Here is a 23,081-nt window from a genome sequence, read left to right as displayed (position 1 = left end):
GAATTTCATTTTCATTTTCAAACCTCCTCAGCTTCATAACAACGTGATCCGTTTGCATAAAAATAATATTCGTAGTCTTCTGCTACTGTGGGAAGTGATTCTAAAATTGCTACATATTCCTTTTGAATTTCTTCTAGTGTTAGATCTAGGGCTTCTTTCAAATAATCCTCTAAGCTGCACTTAAGGTTTTTCTTCTGTAGAATTTCTTTTAAAGATTCGACAAATGAATAATATATCCAATCGTGTTTCTCATCTGTAACCTCTTGAATTTTTGAAATTCTTCGTTTGGTTTTGGATTTATAAATTTTCGGTACTAAATTGAATTTATAGTAAAGCCCTAGAACTTTCTTAAAAGCCGATAAACCTTCAACCTCAAATTCGGTTAAGTCACTGTTAATATAGAATTTAAAGTCAAATTCACAATAGTCAAATTCCCAAGAATGTAGGATAATACCGACGTATTCCAGCTCTTTGATAAATTCCTTGAAAGAGTCTATTAAATATTCTGTTGGATCAGTAGTATCTGCCCACTCTATTTGAGCGTTATACTGGGCGTTTTTAGATAATTCACTGTATTTATAGACAGGTATTTGTATGTATTTCATTTTCAAACCTCTCAGATTTAAACGGTTTTCAAAATTCGATTCGATTTCAAACCGCACGATAAATAAACAAAAACCGCCTTTAGCAAGCGGTTTTTGTTTAGTTACCAACAGTTATTTAAATACTTGATAGTGTCTAACTGGCGGCGTATTTCATGCCTTAGTGATGAGTTTTGTGTAGTCTCACATATATAGACTAAATTCTTATTATGCCGATTTAATAAGTCGACAAACTCCTGTTCATATATCCAAAGTAATTGGTAATGTGGGTATTCTTTCAGGTCGGGCGGGGCTTTGAAGTACTGAAACATAGATAGAAGCCTATATGCCCAGACAGAAATTCGGGTGGATTCCCAGATAAAGTCGTTCATATCCAGCGGGCGTTATTTTTCTACTATATTCGCCAATCTGTCTTTGTACGATTCCAGTAATTTAAATTGCAGATTCTGGCTCTGACGTTCGCACTCTATAAAGTATTTACGTACTTTCCGCCCGATATCCGATTTCTCGACCATAGCCAGCTCTTTTGCCATGTCCAGTGTGAGAATGTACTCTTTGGTTGGGCGTCCTCCTTTAGGGTTCTTTATAGTCCTATATAAATTCGCTATATCTACGTCTATATTTACATTTATAGGTTTTCCAGAAAATTCAGGAAAACTATCTTTTTGAATATTATCAGTATTTATACTTTCATTAGGTTTTTCCCAAATTTGGGAAAAACTATCTTCACCCTCACTTTGAGTAGTTTTCGCCAAATTTGGCGAAAACTCAGACGAGCCTTCTGGTATTTTCCCTGAATTTTCAGGAAAATTCTTATTACATTGATTAATAGGAAAAATATCAATTCCTAAACTCTCAGTGGCAATGTGGTAATCTACACCAGCCACAAAATCATATTCTGCAATACGATCTTTAATCCAGTTTGAAAAGTCCTTACCCACATTTAATAATTGATGTAGTTGTCGAGCGTCACAGAATAATTGTTCTTTTCCATAGACTAAAACAGGGAATACAGCTACCAACTGTGCACTGTCCGGTGTTGTATTTGTCATTGTTTAATATTCCTATGTCATTTTGAAAAATGGACGACAAAAAACCGCCTTTGTGGGGCGGTTTTTATCTCAAAGAGTCTATTTTATAGTTCTTGGTCTATATTCTCCTTTCTCAGATTATGCGGCTTTTACTTCTTGCACTGCTAAACTTGGCATATTCTGTATCTCTTGGGCTTCTTCTCGCTGTGCGTTGTCTTTATCAGCTTGAATAGTTGAGATCATCGCTTCTAACTGTTTTACATAGTCCAATAATCCATAGCTGTTTAATTCTTTCTTTAGTCTGTTAACTCCTTTCTCGGCTTGTTCAAGTCTCGTGCTCCTCGGTGCGTTTGCTTTTTCCTGCTTTTTAGCCTCTTTCCGGGCTTCTATCACTTCAACTGCATAAGGGTTGGACTCTTTCAGTACGTCATCTGCTGCATTCTCTGGCGCACGTTTAGCATAGTCTGAACGCTTTAAGACACCAGTCTTACTATTTCGTTTTACTGCATAACTAAAGGTGTTCAGAATCGAACGTGCAGAACTAAACGTATTAAACAACTTAACCAGACTAACAAGGTTAGTATCATTATTAACACGGATAGAAAAACTAATTATCTGCTGTATAGATGCAAAAATCCCTTCCTGCTGAGCGCGCAGTTTTTCAGCCATTGCACCTTTTTCTGCTTTAGCATTGTCAAACGTTTGCAGGGCATTGATCAGGTTATTAACTGTATCAGTAAAGTTATTTGCATTAATTGTGTTGTTGACAATTTTATTTTCCATGGTATCATATCCTTTGTTAATAGGGATTGATGTCAATTGATGGAGATTGATATCAATTGATAAAGCCTAGTAGTAAGAGGTCTTTATTAATCCCTGTTGATGAAGTTATAACCTTGTTAGGTTGTTTAAAAGTTGTTTGGCAATGTTACAGGTTGCAGTCCTAATTGCCTCACATAGTCGTAAAAAGTTATTAATAGGTAACACCTATTAATAACGCCTGCATTGGGTGGATTTATCCATACAATGCTAAGAAGTTTATAAGCTGCTGGTAACAGCTTATAGGGTCATATGCGTTAGGGTGGAGGCTAACAAAGCAAACACCTTAACGTATATTATCTTTTGTGCGGTGTAGTATTCACACATGCTACAGCACGTTACATGTGTATAGCTTGGTTAAACGTATAATATACGTATTAACTCTTGCTTATCCAAATTGTATAAAGAACGTCCCACGCCTTACGGCTAGAGAGTGCGCAATGACAAATTCATGTCTTTATTCAATACACAGTAATGTGTATAGTCGCATATCTTAAAAAGCAGTATGCTAGTTTTCCGGCACCCGTCGTACGTGGTGCTTTTTTAGTCTTACCGCTTTAAGTTGTTAAATATCAGTAAAGGACTGTATCGATTTTGTGTCGCTCTGTGTCCTTCGGTATGTGTGTATATTAAGTCATAAGGCTTAAAGTTACAAGGCATTTTACAGAACTTAACATAATGACTGACGGGTACACATTTGTCATGATAGCCCGCCAATCGGGGCTTCTGAGGTCTCTCAAAAAATTTTTTGAATTTTTTTGAAACTTTTTTGACACAAACCAGAATTTATTTTGACCTGAAATTACTGTACTTTTATAATACTATTGTTAATAAATTGTAAAAGGTGGTGAGGAACGATGCCTAAAAAATGGCTTAGTTTTGATGAAGTCAAACAAAAATATGAGCATAGTTTTCCTAAAAATAAATTACTGGAATTTACTAGGTATGATGAAACATGCATAATAGAATGCCCTACACACGGGGTGATTAGTGGGCATACCTATAAAAGTATATATAGAACAGCGCATGGCTGTCCGTTATGCAATAAAGAGTTATTTAAACAAGGTAGCTCTCTTGCTGAAAAACGTTTTAGAGACGCTAATAAGAGATTTGAGCAAAAGTTTCCTGGTAAAAAGTTAATTTCCTATACAAATTTTTATGGAGATTGTGTAGTAGAGTGTCCCACCCATGGGGAAGTTACAGCAACTTTTGCAAACGCGATGAATACTAAATACGGCTGCCCATTATGCGGCAAAGAGCTGTCTATTAAAGCCCTTCGCTCAAAATCCAGAACCTCTTCAGACAAACAGGCTATTAAAATTCCCTCGACTGTAGTTCGCCCACTGATCTATGATGAACATTTGGAGTCACCTGATAGCTCTTTCGTTCTCGTGCCGTACTACTCGGATTTGAGGTTGTCCGCTGGGGCAGGGCAGATTACTGAGAACTTAGAGACAACCCCGATTCCGTTAAGTCGCATCGACCTCCAGAAGAAAGGAATTAGTCCGAAGAATGTCATGTGTTGCAAGGTTCAGGGTGACAGCATGGAGCCTATGCTGCAAGATGGGGCTTTGGTTGGTATCGATACTTCCGATAAAGTTATTCATGCAGGTAAAATCTATGCTTTTGTGCAGGCAGATGGTCTTCTAAGGATTAAGTCTCTAGTGCTTTCTGACCCGAAGCACATTAAAATTCATAGTATTAATTTTGCATATCCGGACGAAACTGTTCTGGCAAGTTCAGTCACTGTCATCGGAAGACTATTTTGGGCATCAACACTGTTTTAACAAAACCTTGACACAGTTTTAGCTTGTTGTTAATATAAAAACGAATTAATTGTTTCTCCTTTAAATAATTAATTTCCCCTTTAAGATAATTCTTGTGAAGTGGAAGCTGTCATCTTCCACTTTCTTTTTTACTTTCCGGCTTGTTCAAATTTATTGACAGAATGAACAAGTATAGTTATTATGTAATTGCTCGGATGACTTAATATTCCACGTTCGTCAGAATATTTTGTCTCAATTCAATAAGCACAGATTTCTTTTCTGTGCTTATTGTCTTTTAGTTTTGTTCAAAAATGTTGACAAATAGAACAAAAAGGAATATTATTTAATTGTATATGACTTAATGCACATTTTTTCATATAAAGCTCCTACCGTAATAAGCACAGGGATTTCCTCTGTGCTTATTTTTTTCTTAATCTTTGTTCATAATAGTTGACAAATTGAACAATTAAGGCTACTATAGTTGCTGACTCTGGTCGTTAGTTTTCTTTTAGTTTAAAGTATAGATTAACTCCGGTCGTCATTTTCCTTTTAGTTTAAAGCACAGATTATCCCCTGTGCTTTTTTTTTTATTTTGTTCAAAAATATTGACAAAAAGAATAAAAGAAAGTAGTATGGAATTGTCACATATTACTATTGTGATTGCATTAAATACTCTTGTACCCAATAGGCACAGATTTCTCCCTTTCTGTGCTTATTTTTTTTTGTTCATAATAGTTGACATTATGAACACATGAAGGTATTATATATCTGCATTATATATTATTCGATAACCTCCTCGTTAGGTTAAAGCACAGATTAACCTCTGTGCTTTTTTTTTTTTTTTTTTTTTTTGTTCAAAAAATGTTCAAAAATATATTAAAAATGTTGCATTTTGAAAAAAGCGGTGGTAATATTCATTTGTGGGTCAGGACGGTTAACCCACTAGTAGTAAACGGCTGTAAACAGGAGTGTTTAACTTTTTATCTGTTAATGTATTTCCTTTGTGGTTAGACACTCCTATCCCCGAATGTAGATATAAATTTGTTCAAATGTAGTCAGTAGCTCAATTGGTAGAGCAGTGGTCATGAAAACCTAAGATGCAGGTTCGAATCCTGCCTGGCTCACAACATCATTAAAGAATCTCATGTCCTCTCTTGATAACTTAGTTCATTATTGCTTTGACACTACCAGGAAGTTGAAATCTGAGTTAGAAACTCTCCAAAGTGAAATTGCTAAGGATCCAAAATTAAAATCAAAGCAAGACGTTCAAATAGAAGACTACCTTGAATTAACTGATAAACTAGAGAATTTTTTCATGGGTTTAGCCTCAGAATTCATAGAGTCAGACCTAGGCAAAAGAGAAATTAAACCCTCCGACCCTGAGTACATTCTCATTGAAGAAATGCTAAAACGCTTCGCTAAATAACCTTAGTTAGTTCAAAAATAAACATTCTAGTTTCAAAAATGAACAATAAATGTTAAAATAGCTTAAATTTTAAACAGGTAGTTGTTAGTTTGACTGGAAAAAAGTTTGACGCTTCGCAGTATACGCGAGAGGAATTAAGAGAGTTAAATCAGAAATTATCTGAGTATTTAGGTTTAGCTCCAAAAGACTTAGATCTTCAAGCAGAGATTAAAGAGCATTATTTCAGATGTAAACGGATAGCTGAAGCAGCAGAAGCCAAATTTGAGGCTAACCCCTCAGCTATGTCATCAGCACTGAACACTGTTAATTCTGCATTAAAAGAATTAAGTCGTCAGGAAACAGACATCTATAACGCTGCAAGGGCTAAAGCCTTAGAAATGGCTTTAATTAATACACTGAAAGAGTTTCAAGACATAGCTCCCAATATTCTCAAGAGATTCTATGAAAATTTAGAAGGGGTTACGCATGAGTAACAAGATTGATTTAGCTAACATATATCAACGTATAAAAAATGCAGTATTAGATCAATACGACCTTACTCAGGTAGCTGATTGGGTTTGTAACAATATTAAACTAAACGGCCGTAACTTATCTTTTAAAGGTCGTGAGTATCAGAAAACTATCTTAGATTCTAATGCACCGGAAATCGTTGTAAAGAAATGTTCCCAAGTGGGTATTTCAGAGTTGATGCTGATAGATAGTTTGGCTATGTGTCAGATAGTGGATGGCTTTAACATTATATATACGTTACCTACAGCTACTTTTGCTCAAAAGGTAATGAAAACCCGTGTAGATCCACTTATTCAGGGTTCTCCGGAATTAACACAGAATCTGGCCAAGACTTTGGATAATGCGTCAGTTAAAGGCTTCGGTAATAGTCATTTATATTTAAGCGGGACCAATAGTGATAATGCTGTAATTTCTGTTCCCGCCGATGCTATTTTTGTTGATGAGTTGGATTTCTCTGACCAGGAAATGGTAGAGAAGTTGCAGTCCCGTTTAACTGCTTCAACTTATAGATGGTGGCGATATTTTTCTACACCTACTGTAGAGAATTACGGTATAGATAAGAAGTTTAAAAATACTCGACGCTTCTATAATTTCTGCAAGTGTGTTCACTGTGGTCATTACTTTATTCCGCAATACTTGGAACATGTACGAATTCCAGGATACGACGGGGATTTATTAGCTATTACCAAACCTCTATTGAATAAAATAGATTGGAGAGAGGCTACTTTATTCTGCCCAAAATGTGACAAGCCTGCGGATTTGTCGATTGAACATCGTCAGTATGTCTGTGAAAATCCGGAAGATGTAGGTTTTGCAGGGGAGGGTTATCAGGTATATCCTACAGATGCCCCTGAAATTATCAAAATGTCGGACTTAGTTTTATGGTCTACGAATTTTGACAGAAAAACCCAGTTTCAAAACTTCCATTTGGGTATTACAGCAGAGGATAAAGATTCTGGCTTAAATCCCGATGACTTTGAGAAGATGAAACTTGTAGGTGAGCAGACTCCTCGTGGTCAAAAAGTTTTTGGTATCGATTTAGGAACAACTTGTCATATAGTTGTAGCCGTAACTAACGGTATAGATAAATTAACTGTGTTGGAGTTACACAGAGTCGAGTATACGGACTTTGAAAAAACACTACAAAGATTGATAAGAATTCACCACCCTGCAACTATCTTGTCAGATAGTCAACCTTATGTAGAAACAATCTATAGATTACAAAACTCGATTCGTAACCTTTATGGTGCATTATATGTTACGAATAAATCTATGGAGTTATTCCGCCTGTTAGCTTCACAAGAGGATTTATCTAAAGCCATTTTGCGAGTTAGACAGGTAAATATCAATCGTAACTTCGCCTTTAATACCTTAATGGATTCCATTCGTGAAGGTTATATAGGTGTTGTTCCAAATATCCCTGATATTGATATCCTAGCTGAACATCTCCAAGATATGCGAAGAGTACCTAACGGTACAAGACAGGCGTTTAGTGATGGGGCAGATACGGCAGAAGTAGAGGATTACAGATGGGTAAAAACATCTGGAAATGACCACTTCCACCATGCATTACTTTATGCTTATATTGCTATGTATTTAGTAAAACACCGCCAGGATAGTAAACACGTCGCAGCACTTTTATGTACCAGTTTTAAAATAAAGAATCAAAATCTTTAATCTCGCTTAGACAGTAATCTGCCCAAGCCTGCATCATTTCTCGACGTTCCTCAATCAAAGGCTGTCGATCATAGGCTCTCTGAACTTTACTACCATACTTATGACATAGTTGAAGTTCAGAGAGTCTGTCTGAGTAGCCCATACTAACTGCCCACCCCTTAAATGTAGACCTGAAACCATGAGTAGTTATACATCTACCAGGAATATCAGATTTAAATTGTTTGGCATGGATATTTAGGAATACCTTCGTAGCCGTGGGGTCTAAGGGTTTTATACCATTACGTGAAAAAACAAGAGTATTTGTACTTTTTCGGCACGACAATAGCTTAATAACCTGTGTACTCAATGGAAAATAGCGGTTAACAAGGGTTTTAGATTCCTCTCTTTTTGGACTTAGTGTCCATATGTTTGTTTCAAAATCAATATCACCTCCTTGAATCAATCGAGCTGCACTTTTACGACATGCAGTTAAAATAATAAACATCAAGCAGTATTTAACCCTACTTTTTCTAGTTTGCCCGATCACAGTTTTAAAAAATAAAGGTATATCTTTCCAATCTAAGGCCGGCTGATGTGCCTCTTCTTCTGGAGGTTTTCTTTGTTTACCAAGAGCTCTTCTTACAGAGGTGCAGGGATTATGTCCGCAGTAACCCATTATATTTGCCCATTCGAAAATCTCACGAATATGTGATAACACATTAGTAGCTGTACTTGGTTTTGTATTCCAAATTTCTTTAAGTAATTCCGTAATATCACGTATATTAATTTCTGTTATAACTTTATTCGCCAAAACTGGATAGACGTACATCTGCAAACGCCTTTCAAAACTCTGAGCGTTCCTTAGGTTTTTCCATCTTCCCATTGCTTTTTCATGATTTAAATACTCTACAGCAAGATACTCAAATGTATAACTTTGCTTTTGTAATTCCTGGTCTTGAATTTTTTGTTTTTCTACCTTAGGATTTAAACCTTGCTTTAAAATTGATCTATAAAGTTTGGCTTCGGATTCAGCGTCAGCTATACCCATTTTAGGGTAGTGACCTAAGGTCATTTTTGTACGTTTTTTAGAAGAGTTATCGTAATAACGGAGAACCCATGCCCCTGCACCTTTTGTGCTTGAACTAGGGTAGAATACAAGACCAGCTACTGCTGAGCTGGTTAGAGGTTTACTTTTGGGAGCTATATTGCGTAGCTTACTATCTGTTAATCGCTTACCAGTTTGTGTCGCCATGTTATCCTTAAAAAACAAACTGAGTATATCACAGAGAAGTTTTAAACGTTAAGTACCATTTTAGGTACCAGTTTGGTGCTTAAGTATACTCTTACGTGCACCTAGGTGACAAAAAGCACCTCTAGTAACCCTTTTAATTATAAAGATTTTATTGGCAAATAGGGGTAGAGGGACGCAGCTAAGAGAAAAAGCATTTGTTTGGATCAAAATACAGGCAACGGTATAAAGGCAAAGGATAAAGAGTATTGGCACTTATAATTTCGATTTGCTCAGTTTCAAGTTTTACTTGTTTATTTTCAAACGATTTGATAGATTTAATACTGTGTAATGAGATTATTTCGTTATTGATACTGCGTTCTGTATCCAGACCAAAAAAATTTTTATTAAAAGCAATACTGATACCGGAACCAATAATGTTATCATCATTACCGTATAAACGAAACTGATTCAGACAATTATGATTAAAGGAGAAACTGGCTAAAAAGCTTTTAATTTCATTATCAGGATGATTGCTAATATTCAGCCAGCTGGTTAATACCTGATTTTCACTGGGGTCATTCATGAAATCTACGATATTAAGCCGGAATTTACTGGGATTTTCTCCTTTAAGCAGATTAAATAATACAGCTGGCTTGGTATAATGAGCGACACGTCGTTCCGGCTGTTTTTTGCTATATTTATTATCTAATATTTTAGAAATAAATAAAATATTTTTAATATTATTAGTTAAGTTACATAAATTTTCAATTTTATTATAGATGAAATCTTTAAGTTCGTTAAATTCTTTTTCATTAAAATCATGATTAAAGTTATTTTGTTTCAACCCCAAAATTAATTGAGCGCAAATATATTGATATGGATAACGATTTGAGTAACTCTCAATTTTAGAGGCAAGGAGAAAGCAGTCTGTAGCTTGAGTTTCTTTTTTAATTTTTTCTGTATAGATTTTGCCTAAGATATCTTGAGCTTGAGCATAGATTTCAGGATTGTTCTCTTTAGTAATTTTAAAATAAAAAGCTTTAGCCTGATCATAATCGTGTTTTATTTCTTGATATATATATCCTAAAAAAAATTGAGCTTTAGCATAAACTTCAGGATTATCTTCTTTGTTGATATTTAATAAAAAAACTTCAGCCTGATCATAATCGTGTTTTATATCATGATATATATATCCTAAATTACCCTGAGCTAGAACATAGATTTCAGGATTATCTTCTTTGTTGATATTTAAATAAAAAACTTCAGCTTGATCATAATCGTGTTTTATTTCTTGATATATATATCCTAAAAAAAACTGAGCTTGAGCATAGATTTCAGGATTATCTTCTTTGTTGATATTTAATAAAAAAACTTCAGCCTGATCATAATCGTGTTTTATATTATAATATATATATCCTAAACCAAACAGAGCTAGAGCATAAACATCAGGAGTATCTTTTTTGTTGATATTTAAATAAAAAGTTTCAGCCTGATCATAATTGTGTTTTATTTCTTGATATATATATCCTAGACTAAACTGAGTTTTAGCATAAACATCAGGATTATCTTTTTTGTTGATATTTAAATAAAAAGCTTCAGCTTGATCATAATCGTGTTTTATTTCTTGATATATATATCCTAAAAGAAACTGAGCTTTAGCATAAACTTCTGGATTATCTTCTTTGTTGATATTTAAATAAAAAGCTTCAGCGTGACTATAATCGTGTTTTATATTACGATATATATCTCCTAACTCAAATTGAGCTTGAGCATAAGTTTCCTTACCATCTTCACGGGTAATTTTACTTAATTCTTCAATTTGCTGATCAATATCTTTTTCTTCCATTACTATTCCTGTTTATTTATGGCTAAGCAATTAATCTGTATGCTGTTCGTAACATAGTCTGGTAGTAATCAAATATATTAAAATTCTTAACCTTGTCGAAAAAGGAACAAATTTATTAATTTACAATTTAACTAATAATAACAAAAATTAAACTTAATATCATAAAATTCATAACTATCTACAGCTGTATTTAGTCAGATGGATTTTTATTGATAGTTAAAGAAAATTGTTAATAAATTGATATTGAGTTAATTAACTGTATGATTTACCAATTAATTATTTTTATATGTAATTAGCTGCAAATATTGGCGTTTTCCATTGCTTACCGCTAATTGTCTCTCTAAGATAAATTCTTGAAGGATAAGAATTTACTTGTGTTTAATTGAATACTGTTGCATGCAGTAGACATACAGAATGGAGATGGTTATGAGCGATAAAGGATTTGTAGATAAAGCCAAAGGCGAAGTAAAACAGAACGTGGGTAAAGTAGTGGGTGATACTAAAACCCAGTCTGAAGGAATGGTTGATAAGTCCGTTGGCGGCGTGAAAGAAGCTGTGCATGATGTGGCTAATGCCATAGATGGTGCAGTAGATTCAATCAAGAAAAAGTTTCAGGATTAATTCTGAAAAATGTGTACAAGGCCGCTTATTTCAGCGGCCTTTGATTTGAGTTTATATTTCTTTTAAATCAGACAAATTGGCTACAGCTTAAATTCTTCTGAATTGGTGGTATTAGATATAAAAATGTATAAGTGAAATATATTGGTTTTACTGCACCGGCTTATGCATCGTTTTGCTGATTAGTAACTGCAACAAACTGAATAAAGTGATCAAAGAGGCAATTAAATAAAGCATTTTTATATTGCCGAAATCAATAATTCCTGCGCCGATAATTGCCCCAATGCCTACGGCTCCATTAAAAATAGCTGCATAAATAGCAGAAGCGGGTAAAGCGTTATCATTTCCTGCCAGCCTGATTATCCATGCCTGAATACCAACAAATAATATGGCTACACCCAAACCCCACGCAAGCACCAATACCATCAGCATGATTGGATTATGTGACAAGACTGCACTCAGCAGAATCAGACTGCCACAAATCAGCACTAAGCCTGCACCAAGTATACTTTTCAGATATCTGTCTATAAACAGACCACATAACAGATTACCAGCTACACCGGCTATACCGAATACAAACAGACAAACAGCAATCCAGTTGGCAGAAATAGCCATTTCTTCGGCCATAAATACTTCAATATAGGTAAAAGCGGCAAAATGGGCGATGATGGCAGCAGTAGCAATCAGATAAACTTGGCGTAACTGCTTAATCTGAAGAATTGCTGAAAATTGTTTTCGCCCCATTCGGGAAGTACCGGATACAGCCGGCAGGGTAAAAGCCAGAATAATTGCGGTTATTATGGCTAATACGCCCAGTAATAAAAATGATAAACGCCAGCCAATAGTGCTGCTAATCCAGTTAATAAAGGGAACACCAAGTATACTGGCTATTGAAACACCGCTGAATATAATTGCTGTGGCTCTGCCAGTATATTTATCTGATACCAGTTGCGCTCCCATAGTGCCCGCCATCGCCCAGAATGCACCATGAGCAATAGCACCGGCCAGACGGGCGATTAAAAGTACAGAAAAATGCTCACTCATAGCCGCAATACCATTCGATGCAGCCATCAGCAACATTAATACAATCACTACTGGTTTACGAGGCAGATGGCTGAATGTAGTAACTGAAACAAGGGCAGAAACAGCCCCCAGCCATGCATACAAAGTCACAACCAAACCGGTAGTACCGCTGTTTTGTCCCATAGATGAGGCTATAGCGGATAACATACCAATCGGTGCCAGCTCGGTACTCACCACAATAAATGACGCTATTGCAAGCATGCAAACAGCCATCCAGTTACGCCATTGTGTCTTATTTTCTGAATTATTCACTAAATCATTTCCTCTTTTGCAATCAATTTTTCAAACAGATAGAGTTTGACCTGATATACGAACCTAAAAGATCGGCAATTGTGCACATCCGGCTGAAAACAGATTGTATTGAGTTGTTATAAATCTGCTTTTAAACATAGTTATTAGCTTGGTGAAAGCAGGGTTAATTCAGTATACTTTGCGAAAATAGACAGATATATAGCTAAATCTGGTAACTGGTTTTCCAGAATCGGAAATCAAATATGAACAAAAAACTATGCTGGGATGATACTAAAGTATTTCTGGCAATCGTACGTGAAGGCACATTGAGTGGTGCTGCAAAGACATTAAAACTTGGCATTGCTACAACTTACCGCCGTCTGGAACGTATGGAAAAGGTGCTGGGATATCGGTTATTTATCCGCGATCAGCAAGGGTATAAGCTAACAGATGAAGGCAGAATACTCGTTTCGCAGGCAGAAATACTGGAACAGGCCGGACACGCGTTTGATGCCATGGCTACCGGAGTCAATGCCAGTGTCAGCGGGCACGTGCGTTTGGCTACGGCTCAGGGGCTGGCTGATCATCTTATTATTCCGGCTTTACCCAAGCTATATTCAGCACATCCTGATTTAACCCTGGAACTGGTTACTGGAGTATCAACTATCAATCTGCAAAGAAGAGACGCTGATATGGCCTTGCGTCTGGTTCGCCCGGAGCAGGGTAAAGTAACCATCCGCCGATTAGGCGAGCTTGGTTTTGGTTTGTATGCCTCTGAAAGCTATTTGCAGCGCAAACCGCTAAACAAAGAAGAAACAATGTTAAAAAACGCAGATTTTATCGGCTGGCCGGAAACACATCAGAACTTGCCGGCAGCAAAGTGGATAGAAAAAAACAGCCGTGGCAAATGTTGTCTGAGAGCCGGCAGCATGTCTGCACATATCAGTGCAGTTGAAGCAGGTATCGGAATGGGTGTCTTACCGAAATTTATTGCCTTAACCAAAAATCTGAATTGTGTTCGCAACGATATTGGCTGCAATCAACCCATTTGGCTAGTCATCCACTCCGACCTTATTAACTCGGGAAGAATAAGAGTGGTAGCTGATTTTTTGAGTAATTTAGTGCAAGAAAATCAAACTCGGCTTGCTTGAGTGGTTTTATAAAGCTTTCTTTAGTACAAATCATTTTATATATTAAAATTTTGCGTAGTTAATTGCATATTAAAAAAGTATATATTCTGCTTCTTCGGTTTCAAAATCAAGTTGCAAGCCATCTTCCTGTACATCTCCCTGATATGCTTTTTTACCCATTGCTTCTTCAATAAGTGCTATTAGTTGTTTTTGTCTGTCCTCAATAAATGCAGTGAAATTATCTTCCCTAAGTAGTACAGGGTTAATACAATGAGATTTTAAATATATATCTAAATCAGCCGATTTTATACCAGGGGTTTGCTTGTCGCCTGTTTCTAATTTTTTTAAATAGATGGAAGGGGCAGAACTGCCAATAATACGATTGGTTTTATAGCTTAAAGGAGTTTTATTAATAACAGAATCATAAATTTTAGATTTAAAATCATGTTTTCTACACCAATCTTTAGGAAAAATATGATGAATATCTACATTTTCGTCAAAAAAAACAGTATGGCTATACTTTTGGCTTGAGCGAAAATCTTGTGCACCTTGTTTCATTAAAAGCGCATTAATCCCTTTATATGCCGCAGATAAACGGGTTTTCATAGTTTTTAATCTGTCTGGTCTGAATAATGTTTCGCTGACCGTTGATGGTTCTGTAGCCCCCTTTAACCATTCTGGCACTTCCATGAAATCTCTTGCAATGCGTGTATCTACAGCAGACCCGTAAAGCTCACCAAATACACCATTCCAGTACCATTGAGTTAATTTTCGTCTATTCGTCTCATGTTCCCAATCATCGCCTATATCAGCTAATATAGCTGCTAGAGGAACTACTTGTGATTGATAAGGTAGGTCGCTTACTTGGTAAATATGCAGCATATGTAAAAATTTGGCTGCTTTTTCAAAGCCTTCTTCTACTTGTTTTTCATACTGTTTATAAGCTGATAAGGGCAGATCTAGTAAGGCATGGCGATTACCAGATACTGTTGGTAATTCATTTCCTTGTTTACCTGCTTGTTCTGCTTTTCGTCTTCGTTCTCTTGTATAGAACAAAGAGATCGCTTGTAAAAAATCTGTATTGGATACTTTACTAATAATACCTTCCTTATTATCTGAAAAACGGCAGGCATTATTAAAACGGATTTGTCTACCGGTATTTTTGCCATTATCATACCAGTCTTTACGCAATTCATACCCTTCAGCTGCATAAATTGCTGTGACTAATTCAAAAGCTTCAAGTGCTTTTCCTTTGGTATTTACTTTTTCGAATACCACACATACAGCTTCTTTACTGGTTTCTCTGTCTAAAGCGATAACAGGTACACGATATGATTTGAAATTTTCTAAAATTTCTCGTTTAAATTGTCTGAATATTTCTCTTTGGTGCTTATTATTATCACCTGCCCAGTAGCTATCAAAACCATCTTGCCATTCATCCCAATCAAAAACTTCAGTCATCGGAAAAATAAAATTAGCATATTCTTTTTCAGGTGAAGATATATCTAATACTACTTCTCGTCCAAATTGACTAGTTACTTTTTTATCTTCGGGGATACTTAAAATAGCTTCATCTCTGTCTATATTAGGATTTAATGCTTTTTTTATATCAATGTAAAACCAGCGTTTAACCTTTTTATTTTTAGGTGCCACTGTCTCAACAACTTTTTTGCGTAAAGTTACTAGATACATGGAGGTAATACGTTGTTGGCCGTCTAATAATAAAGATTGAGGTAACACCGATTTAGCAGTTTCTGGCACACCCTCTATTAATCTAGGTTGAAATTCTACAGAACCCCCTGTATAGAGCGTCATCAATGCGCCTATAGGAAATGATCTGGATATAGAGGCAATAAGGCTCTTTATTGTATCTTCATCCCAAACCCAGCTTCTTTGGAAATCAGGTAATTGAATTACGCCATTGTGGCAATCGTCAAGAAGTTTCGAAAGATCAATCGGATTTGTTTGGAATGTTGGGCCAGACATATCTAAATATCCTCTGTTAATATTAATTTAATATATATTATTATTTTCCATTTATAATATTAATATCAAGTGATAATGTAATTTTTTTAAACATAGGTAAATAAATTGTTTGTATCTTGCTCAATTCATTTAAAATTAGTTTTAATTTCTAAAATTATTAAAATGTGATTTTATATCTTAAGCAATGTTTGTCATCATACTAATTAATCATAAGTATTAAAAAATTAAAAAAATTATAGCAAAAATTTTTAAATTATAATAAAAAGAAAAAATATTTAAGCTTTTTTATTTAAATAAATGCTTTTTATTTCGTACACCAACCACCACACCTTAACGAATGTCTTGTTAAACAATCTAGCAGCGCATAGAAAATGTATTTTTTAAGAAAGAGAAAGTTACAAATCCCCAGTCTTGATAACAAAATTCAATCTATTTGTCTAATTATAAATATGTTAAATTTATAATATGCTTTCTTACTACAATAAGAAAACTAATTAGGTATAGCTTCTATTCCTTTGTTATCTTGTTCGCATAATGGTTTAATTCCCAAATATTTAGCGTAGATATGTTATAGAAACAAAGCCCAGCTGATCTATGAATTCTTACACAACAAGGACACAGTTCAGAAAATTTAGCTGTAAGATTTTAATAAATTGTGTAAGCTATTCTACTTTGATACTGGGGAATTGTAAAAGCAAGCGATAATGGTAATCCTCAGATAAAAGTGCGCTGCACAAACAAATAAGCAGGGATGTGAAAGCATGGTTAATCAGAATCCAGAACAAAAAGCCCGTGATCAAATAGATGCATTACTCGCGCAAGCGGGATGGGTAGTACAAGACAAACAGAAAATTGATTTTTCTGCTTCTACTGGTATTGCAGTTCGCGAATTCCCGACACATACAGGACCGGCCGATTATGTATTGTTTGTTGACAAGAAAGAAGTAGGCGTAATTGAAGCTAAACCTGAAACTTGGGGTGAGAAAATCACTATAGTTGAAGAGCAATCCCAAAAATATGCTAACTCTACTTTAAAATGGGTTAATAATAGCCAGCCTTTGCGCTTTGTTTATGAAAGCACTGGTATCATTACTCGCTTTACAGATAGACTAGACCCGCGTCCACGCTCCCGCGAAGTGTTTAACTTCCATCGTCCGGTAACTATTGCAAAATGGAGCAAAGAATCTAAAAGTCTGCGAGGACGTTTACAAGATTTTCCGCCACTGATAAAAGAAGGTTTGCGTAATTGCCAGATTACAGCTATTACTAATCTGGAAGAATCGTTGAAACAAGACAAGCCTCGCGCTTTGGTACAGATGGCCACAGGTTCAGGAAAAACTTTTACCGCGATTACAGCCTGTTATCGCCTGTTACGCGAACCAATAAGTGTTAGTCGCATTTTATTTCTGGTAGACACTAAAAATCTTGGGGAACAAGCAGAACAAGAGTTCATGAGCTTCATGCCGAATGATGATAACCGCAAATTTACTGAGCTTTATAATGTTCAGAGATTGAAAAATCAATACATCGCCAAAGATACTCAAGTCTGTATTAGTACCATTCAACGTATGTACTCCATTTTAAAAGATGAGCCATTGGACGAATCTCTTGAGGAACAAAACCCAGCAGAGCAACAATTTACCAAGTCTAAAAAACCATTGCCAGTGGTATACAATAAAAAAATTCCACCTGAGTTTTTTGATGTAATCATCATTGATGAGTGCCACCGCTCTATTTACAATCTGTGGCGGCAGGTTCTGGAGTATTTTGATGCTTATCTGATTGGACTAACCGCTACACCAGACAATCGTACCTTTGGTTTTTTCCGTAAGAATGTCGTAAGTGAATATAACCATGAAAAAGCTGTGGCCGATGGTGTTAATGTTGGTAATGAAATTTTTATTATTGAAACCGAAAAGACTATGCGCGGGGGAAAAATTGAAGCAAAACAGCTTGTGGAGCGTCGCGAGCGTACAACCCGGCACAAACGTTGGGAGCAACAGGATCAGGATGAAATTTATACGGCGAAGCAGCTCGACCGCAATATTGTAAACCCAGATCAAATTCGCACAGTTATCCGTACGTTCAAAGATTCACTGCCAACCATCTTTCCCGGCCGTAAAGAAGTGCCCAAAACCCTGATCTTTGCCAAAACCGACAGTCATGCCGATGACATTATACAAACCGTCCGCGAAGAGTTCGGTGAAAGTAATCAGTTCTGCAAAAAAGTTACCTACCGAGCCGCCAATGACAAAACCAACTCTGAAGGCAAAGTAACTGAAAAAGGTGAAGATCCCAAATCCGTGCTCACCCAGTTCCGTAATGACTATTATCCGCGTATTGCAGTCACTGTTGATATGATTGCTACTGGTACTGATGTCAAGCCGCTAGAATGTCTACTGTTTATGCGTGATGTAAAAAGCAAAAACTACTTTGAACAAATGAAAGGGCGCGGTACCCGCACACTGGATAAAGACAGTTTGCAAAAGGTCACGCCCTCCGCGCAGAGTGCTAAAACACACTATGTTATTGTCGATGCTATTGGCGTCACCAAGTCGGTTAAAACTGCAAGCCAACCTTTGATTACCAAACCTAGCGTGTCGCTTAAAGACTTAGCGATGAGCGTCATGTTGGGTGCGAGTGATAGTGATACTGTTTCATCGCTAGCTGGACGCCTGGCACGATTAGACAAACAACTTAATGACAGAGAGCGTGCCCGCATTACTGAAAAAGCCGGTGGCACGACACTCCTTACGATTGTGAGTGAACTTTTCAACGCTATTGATGGTGACAGTGTAGAGCGAAAAGCCTTGGAAATCGTTGACCAACCTGTCGGTACCGATCCTGGTGATGATGCCCGTAACCAAGCTCAACAACAGCTGGTTAGTGTGGTCGCAAACGTGTTTAACGGTGACTTGATAGAGCTAATTGATTCTATCCGTCGGGATAAAGAGCAAATTATTGTTCATGATGACTTGGATACAGTACTTAAAACTGGTTGGGGTGGGGAAGTAACCGAAAACGCCAAGGAACTAGTACAAGAATTTACCGATTATTTGAAAGATCATGCAGACGAAATTGATGCGCTTACCATCTATTTCCATACTCCTGAACGGCGTTCTGAGGTCACATACTCACAAATTAAATCCCTGTTAGAAAAGCTCAAACAAGATCGCCCTAAGCTGGCGCCACTGCGTATCTGGCAGGCTTACACCCATTTGGATAACTACCAAGGTGAAAATCCACTTACGGACCTCACTATTTTAGTAGCACTGATTCGCCGGGTGTGCGGTATTGATAGTAAAATTAAACCATTTAATAGCACTGTAAGAAAGAATTTTCAGGATTGGATTATGAAGTATCACTCAGGAAACTCTGAAAAATTTAATGAACAGCAAATGCAATGGTTACAAGCCATTCGCGACCATATCGCTAGTTCTTTACACTTTGAGCGAGATGATTTAGATATGACACCTTTTGATGCCCAAGGTGGTTTAATGGGGATGTACCAGCAATTTGGAAACAAAATGGACTGGGTAATTGAGGAATTAAATCGGGAGTTGGTGGCGTAATGAAACATTCAGTCCCATGTTCCTGGATTCAAATCCGCATAGGAGATACAGGATTCTGCGTAACAGGAAATACCCCATCAACTAAAGATTCTAGTAATTATGGTGGAGGTATTCCATATATAAAGCCACCACAACTAAACAATAAGATAGTGTCAGTTGGAGATGAAAGTCTCTCAGAAAAAGGAGCTAAATTAGCACGAATTTTGCCAAAAAACTCGGTGCTTATTTCTTGTATTGGAAACTTAGGGAAAACAGCGCTCAATACTGTGCCTGTCGCTTTTAACCAGCAAATAAATGCCATTATCCCAAACAACGCAATACTCAGTAAGTTTCTTTTTTATCAAGCACAATCAACAGAATTTAGACACCAGTTAGAAGAGAAAGCAACGGCCACAACCATATCTATTGTAAATAAGAGTAATTTCGAAAAAATACTTGTCAACATAGCTCCATTAAATGAACAAAAACGTATCGTCGCCAAAATCGAAGAACTGTTCTCTGAGCTGGATAATGGCATTGCTGCGCTAAAAACCGCCCGCGAACAACTTAAAGTCTACCGCCAGTCCGTGCTTAAACACGCCTTTGAAGGCAAGCTTACTGCGAAATGGCGTGAGGATAATGCAGATAAGCTGGAATCCTCAGAACAATTTCTTGCCCGTATCCAACAGGAACGCGAAGCCCGCTATCAAGAACAACTGGAAGATTGGGAAACTGCGGTAAAAGAGTGGGAAATTAATGGTAAAAAAGGGAAAAAGCCAAGTAAACCAAGAAAACAAAAAATAAAGCCTATTGGAAAGTCAGATTTGGATGATTTATTTGATATTCCTGAGAAATGGAAATGGGTATTTCTAAGCGAATTATCTGAGTATATTGTTGATGGGATTCATCATACCCCTGATTACACTGACTCTGGTGTTCCACTCATATCCGCAAAGGATATCAGAGATTTTAAAATAAACTTTGAAAAAGCTCGATTCATAAGCGATTTTCAGCATAAAGAATTAATTAAACGGTGTCGACCAAGAAAAAATTCGGTTCTTTTAACAAAAAGCGGAACAATTGGACGAGTAGCATTGGTAGATATAGATTTCGAGTTTTCTTTGCTCGAAAGTGTTTCGAATATTCCTATTTTAGGAAATTTGCAAGGTCGATTTGTCATGTGGGCTGTATATTTCCAAGTTTCTACCTACTTTGGTGCAAAAAATCAGAAAGGCGTAGCGATTAGACATCTCCATCTAGAAGATATTAGACGCCTTCCTGTACCATTACCTAGTTACAATGAGCAAACAGTGTTCGTTGAAAAAATAGAAAATATTTTTAATAGAATATCAGAAAATGAGGCTGTAATTGACGCAGAATTGCTTCACGCCGAAACTTTACGTCAATCCATTCTGAAAAAAGCTTTTTCTGGTCAATTGGTACCACAAGATCCGAGTGACGAACCAGCTAGTAAACTGCTGTCTCGTATTCAGGCGAAAAAAGTGTTTGTCAACACTCAGAAAACCTCAAAATCAAACAAGAGACATTCAGTGTCCAGCCATTAGATGATAGGAAAAAATCAATTTTATATGAAAGCCACATTGATGCGCTTTTTATCTATTTATCCAGTTAGAAATATATAATTATGAACACATCAACAATCATTTCCAAAGTCTGGAGTTTTTGCACCACTCTGCGTGATGACGGAGTAGGTTATGGCGACTATCTTGAACAGCTAACCTATCTGATCTTTCTTAAGATGGCCGATGAATACGCCAAACCACCTTACTCTCGTGATGTGGGTATTCCGGCAAAATATAATTGGCAGGCACTTACTAGTAAGAAAGGTGCAGAGCTTGAAGTACTTTACGTGGAATTGCTACGTGAATTAGGTAAGCAGAAAGGGATGCTGGGGCAGATTTTTACCAAAGCACAAAACAAGATTCAAGACCCAGCCAAGTTATACCGTCTGATCGATATGATCGACAGTACCCAGTGGATCATGATGGGGGCAGATGTTAAGGGCGACATCTATGAAGGGTTACTAGAAAAGAACGCAGAAGATACCAAGTCTGGTGCAGGACAGTATTTTACACCGAGGGCATTAATCCGCGCGATGGTGGAGTGCATTCGACCAGAGCCGGGAAAAACTATTGCTGACCCTGCCTGTGGTACAGGTGGTTTTTTTCTCGCTGCTTATGACTTTCTTACAAATCCAGAAAATACCGCTCTCGACAAAGAGCAAAAGCAATTTCTAAAGCACCGCACATTTTACGGTAATGAAATCGTTGCCAATACCCGTCGCTTGTGTTTGATGAATATGTTTCTGCATAACATTGGTGAAATCGATGGCGATACACTGATTTCTCCTAATGACGCGCTAATAGCAGCCAACCCTGTTAGTGTAGACTATGTGCTTGCCAATCCACCATTTGGTAAAAAAAGCTCAATGAGCTTTACCAATGAAGAAGGTGAACAGGAGACAGATGAACTCACTTATAAGCGGCAAGACTTCTGGGCTACGACTTCCAATAAGCAGCTTAACTTTGTTCAGCATATTCGCAGCATGCTGAAAACCACTGGCAAGGCCGCCGTAGTGGTACCGGATAACGTGCTGTTTGAAGGGGGCGCAGGCGAAACAATTCGCAAAAAGCTACTAGAAAACACCACTCTGCATACCATTCTGCGCCTACCCACAGGCATATTTTATGCACAAGGGGTTAAAGCGAACGTTTTATTTTTTGATAACCAGCCCGCCAGCCCAGAGGCATGGACAAAAGAGGTGTGGTTTTATGATTACCGTACCAACATTCATCACACTCTGAAGAAAAAACCAATGCGTTTTGACGATCTGGCCGACTTTATCGAATGTTATAACCCGAAAAACCCTGCCAAGCGCAAAGAAACTTGGCACCCTGAAAATAATCCAGAAGGTCGCTGGCGTAAATACAATGTTGAGGAATTGCTTACACGAGACAAAACTAGTCTGGATATTTTCTGGTTGAAAGATAAAAGCTTAACCGACCTTGATAATTTACCAGAACCAGATGTAATCGCAGAAGAAATTATCGAAAATTTGGAGGCCGGTTTAAATAGTTTCAGAGAAGTACTTAGCGCACTATCTAAACAATCAACATAAATAGTAATACCTATTTGGACAGGATGCTTCTAGTATCCTGTTTAAAAAAGCTTCATGAATTCATAAATAGACTGAGCTGGTAAAATCCAGCTTTTCTAATTCAATTTTATTTTCTGTCAGTTTTAAATTATTAAAAATGACTTTTAATAAATTTTTTAATAAATAAAAACAGTTAATTTGTTAATATAAATGGTTTCAATAAAGAAATTTTAGAAATCGATAAAAACTAAAATTTTCCCAATAATTCTGGTACCGACATACTGGATATAATTCTGCTATTGCTAATTGTTCGAAAAATTTTAGTCAAAATACTTTAAGCTCTGTATTACCTTTCTCAAGCTGAATAGACATTCAAAGATTATAGCTATAATTTATGCCTTTTGAAGACATGAATTTCTTTAAGTTGGTTACAAATCAGGTAGTATTTTATTTATATAAAATATTTCTAATTAATCA

Annotated in this window: 16 protein-coding genes and 1 tRNA gene; 10 read left to right on the top strand and 7 right to left on the bottom strand. The window is 36.7% G+C overall.

The genetic code is table 11. The features are described from left to right. Positions 1 to 17: 17 nt before the first annotated feature. From H3V11_RS08150 to H3V11_RS08140, 3 genes are all read right to left on the bottom strand, one after another. Positions 18 to 605, bottom strand: a complete 588-nt coding sequence (locus tag H3V11_RS08150; protein ID WP_198224220.1) for a hypothetical protein — start codon at positions 603 to 605, stop codon at positions 18 to 20. 380 nt (positions 606 to 985) lie between these two features. Then, on the bottom strand, positions 986 to 1,654 hold the full coding sequence (locus H3V11_RS08145; RefSeq protein WP_198224218.1) for an antA/AntB antirepressor family protein: 669 nt from the start codon (positions 1,652 to 1,654) through the stop codon (positions 986 to 988). A gap of 117 nt (positions 1,655 to 1,771) precedes the next feature. After that, the gene (locus H3V11_RS08140) at positions 1,772 to 2,416 is read right to left on the bottom strand and encodes a hypothetical protein (RefSeq protein WP_198224216.1); all 645 of its coding nucleotides are present in this window, start codon (positions 2,414 to 2,416) and stop codon (positions 1,772 to 1,774) included. Between the two features lie 893 nt (positions 2,417 to 3,309). Between H3V11_RS08140 and H3V11_RS08135 the strand changes: the two genes are divergently transcribed. The 5 genes from H3V11_RS08135 to H3V11_RS08115 all read left to right on the top strand — a co-directional run bounded on the left by H3V11_RS08135 (position 3,310) and on the right by H3V11_RS08115 (position 7,831). Then, a complete protein-coding gene (locus H3V11_RS08135) occupies positions 3,310 to 4,239 on the top strand; it encodes a DUF723 domain-containing protein (RefSeq protein ID WP_198224214.1) in 930 nt (309 codons plus the stop codon). Between the two features lie 1,032 nt (positions 4,240 to 5,271). After that, positions 5,272 to 5,342: transfer RNA gene (locus H3V11_RS08130), tRNA-Ser, on the top strand. A gap of 20 nt (positions 5,343 to 5,362) precedes the next feature. Next, positions 5,363 to 5,644, top strand: a complete 282-nt coding sequence (locus tag H3V11_RS08125) for a hypothetical protein (protein ID WP_198224212.1) — start codon at positions 5,363 to 5,365, stop codon at positions 5,642 to 5,644. A gap of 89 nt (positions 5,645 to 5,733) precedes the next feature. After that, complete coding sequence (locus H3V11_RS08120) at positions 5,734 to 6,117, top strand: hypothetical protein (RefSeq protein ID WP_198224210.1); 384 nt, start codon at positions 5,734 to 5,736, stop codon at positions 6,115 to 6,117. Then, entirely contained in the window at positions 6,110 to 7,831 is a 1,722-nt protein-coding gene (locus H3V11_RS08115; protein WP_198224208.1) for a phage terminase large subunit family protein, read from the top strand. Before H3V11_RS08120 ends, H3V11_RS08115 begins: the two co-directional genes overlap by 8 nt. On the opposite strand, the gene H3V11_RS08110 is transcribed toward H3V11_RS08115, so the two are convergent. Together H3V11_RS08110 and H3V11_RS08105 are read right to left on the bottom strand one after the other, a co-directional pair. Then, positions 7,806 to 9,062, bottom strand: coding sequence for an integrase arm-type DNA-binding domain-containing protein (locus H3V11_RS08110; RefSeq protein ID WP_198224206.1), 1,257 nt, complete (start codon positions 9,060 to 9,062; stop codon positions 7,806 to 7,808). The two genes, H3V11_RS08115 and H3V11_RS08110, sit on opposite strands and share 26 nt — an antisense overlap. Positions 9,063 to 9,240: 178 nt before the next feature. Then, the gene (locus tag H3V11_RS08105) at positions 9,241 to 10,887 is read right to left on the bottom strand and encodes a lipopolysaccharide assembly protein LapB (protein ID WP_198224204.1); all 1,647 of its coding nucleotides are present in this window, start codon (positions 10,885 to 10,887) and stop codon (positions 9,241 to 9,243) included. A gap of 426 nt (positions 10,888 to 11,313) precedes the next feature. Between H3V11_RS08105 and H3V11_RS08100 the strand changes: the two genes are divergently transcribed. Then, a complete protein-coding gene (locus tag H3V11_RS08100) occupies positions 11,314 to 11,508 on the top strand; it encodes a CsbD family protein (RefSeq protein WP_198224202.1) in 195 nt (64 codons plus the stop codon). A 147-nt stretch (positions 11,509 to 11,655) separates the two neighbouring features. Here the strand turns inward: H3V11_RS08100 and H3V11_RS08095 are convergent, their stop codons facing one another. Then, a complete protein-coding gene (locus H3V11_RS08095; RefSeq protein WP_198224200.1) occupies positions 11,656 to 12,840 on the bottom strand; it encodes an MFS transporter in 1,185 nt (394 codons plus the stop codon). Between the two features lie 242 nt (positions 12,841 to 13,082). Between H3V11_RS08095 and H3V11_RS08090 the strand changes: the two genes are divergently transcribed. After that, a complete protein-coding gene (locus H3V11_RS08090; protein ID WP_198224199.1) occupies positions 13,083 to 13,970 on the top strand; it encodes a LysR family transcriptional regulator in 888 nt (295 codons plus the stop codon). 69 nt (positions 13,971 to 14,039) lie between these two features. Here the strand turns inward: H3V11_RS08090 and H3V11_RS08085 are convergent, their stop codons facing one another. Beyond that, positions 14,040 to 15,935 (bottom strand): DUF262 domain-containing protein, encoded by a 1,896-nt coding sequence (locus H3V11_RS08085; protein WP_084584875.1) that lies wholly within the window; start codon positions 15,933 to 15,935, stop codon positions 14,040 to 14,042. 761 nt (positions 15,936 to 16,696) lie between these two features. On the opposite strand from H3V11_RS08085, the gene H3V11_RS08080 reads away from it, so the two are divergent. The 3 genes from H3V11_RS08080 to H3V11_RS08070 all read left to right on the top strand — a co-directional run bounded on the left by H3V11_RS08080 (position 16,697) and on the right by H3V11_RS08070 (position 22,625). After that, complete coding sequence (locus H3V11_RS08080; protein ID WP_198224197.1) at positions 16,697 to 19,507, top strand: DEAD/DEAH box helicase family protein; 2,811 nt, start codon at positions 16,697 to 16,699, stop codon at positions 19,505 to 19,507. Then, a complete protein-coding gene (locus H3V11_RS08075) occupies positions 19,507 to 21,051 on the top strand; it encodes a restriction endonuclease subunit S (protein ID WP_198224195.1) in 1,545 nt (514 codons plus the stop codon). The genes H3V11_RS08080 and H3V11_RS08075 overlap by 1 nt, the downstream gene beginning before the upstream one ends. A gap of 80 nt (positions 21,052 to 21,131) precedes the next feature. Further along, positions 21,132 to 22,625 (top strand): class I SAM-dependent DNA methyltransferase, encoded by a 1,494-nt coding sequence (locus H3V11_RS08070; RefSeq protein WP_198224193.1) that lies wholly within the window; start codon positions 21,132 to 21,134, stop codon positions 22,623 to 22,625. The last annotated feature ends 456 nt before the right edge of the window (positions 22,626 to 23,081 follow it).

This window comes from Snodgrassella sp. W8158 (genome assembly GCF_016100435.1).
Lineage (GTDB): Bacteria > Pseudomonadota > Gammaproteobacteria > Burkholderiales > Neisseriaceae > Snodgrassella > Snodgrassella alvi.
This window is presented reverse-complemented; position numbering and strand designations above follow the sequence as displayed.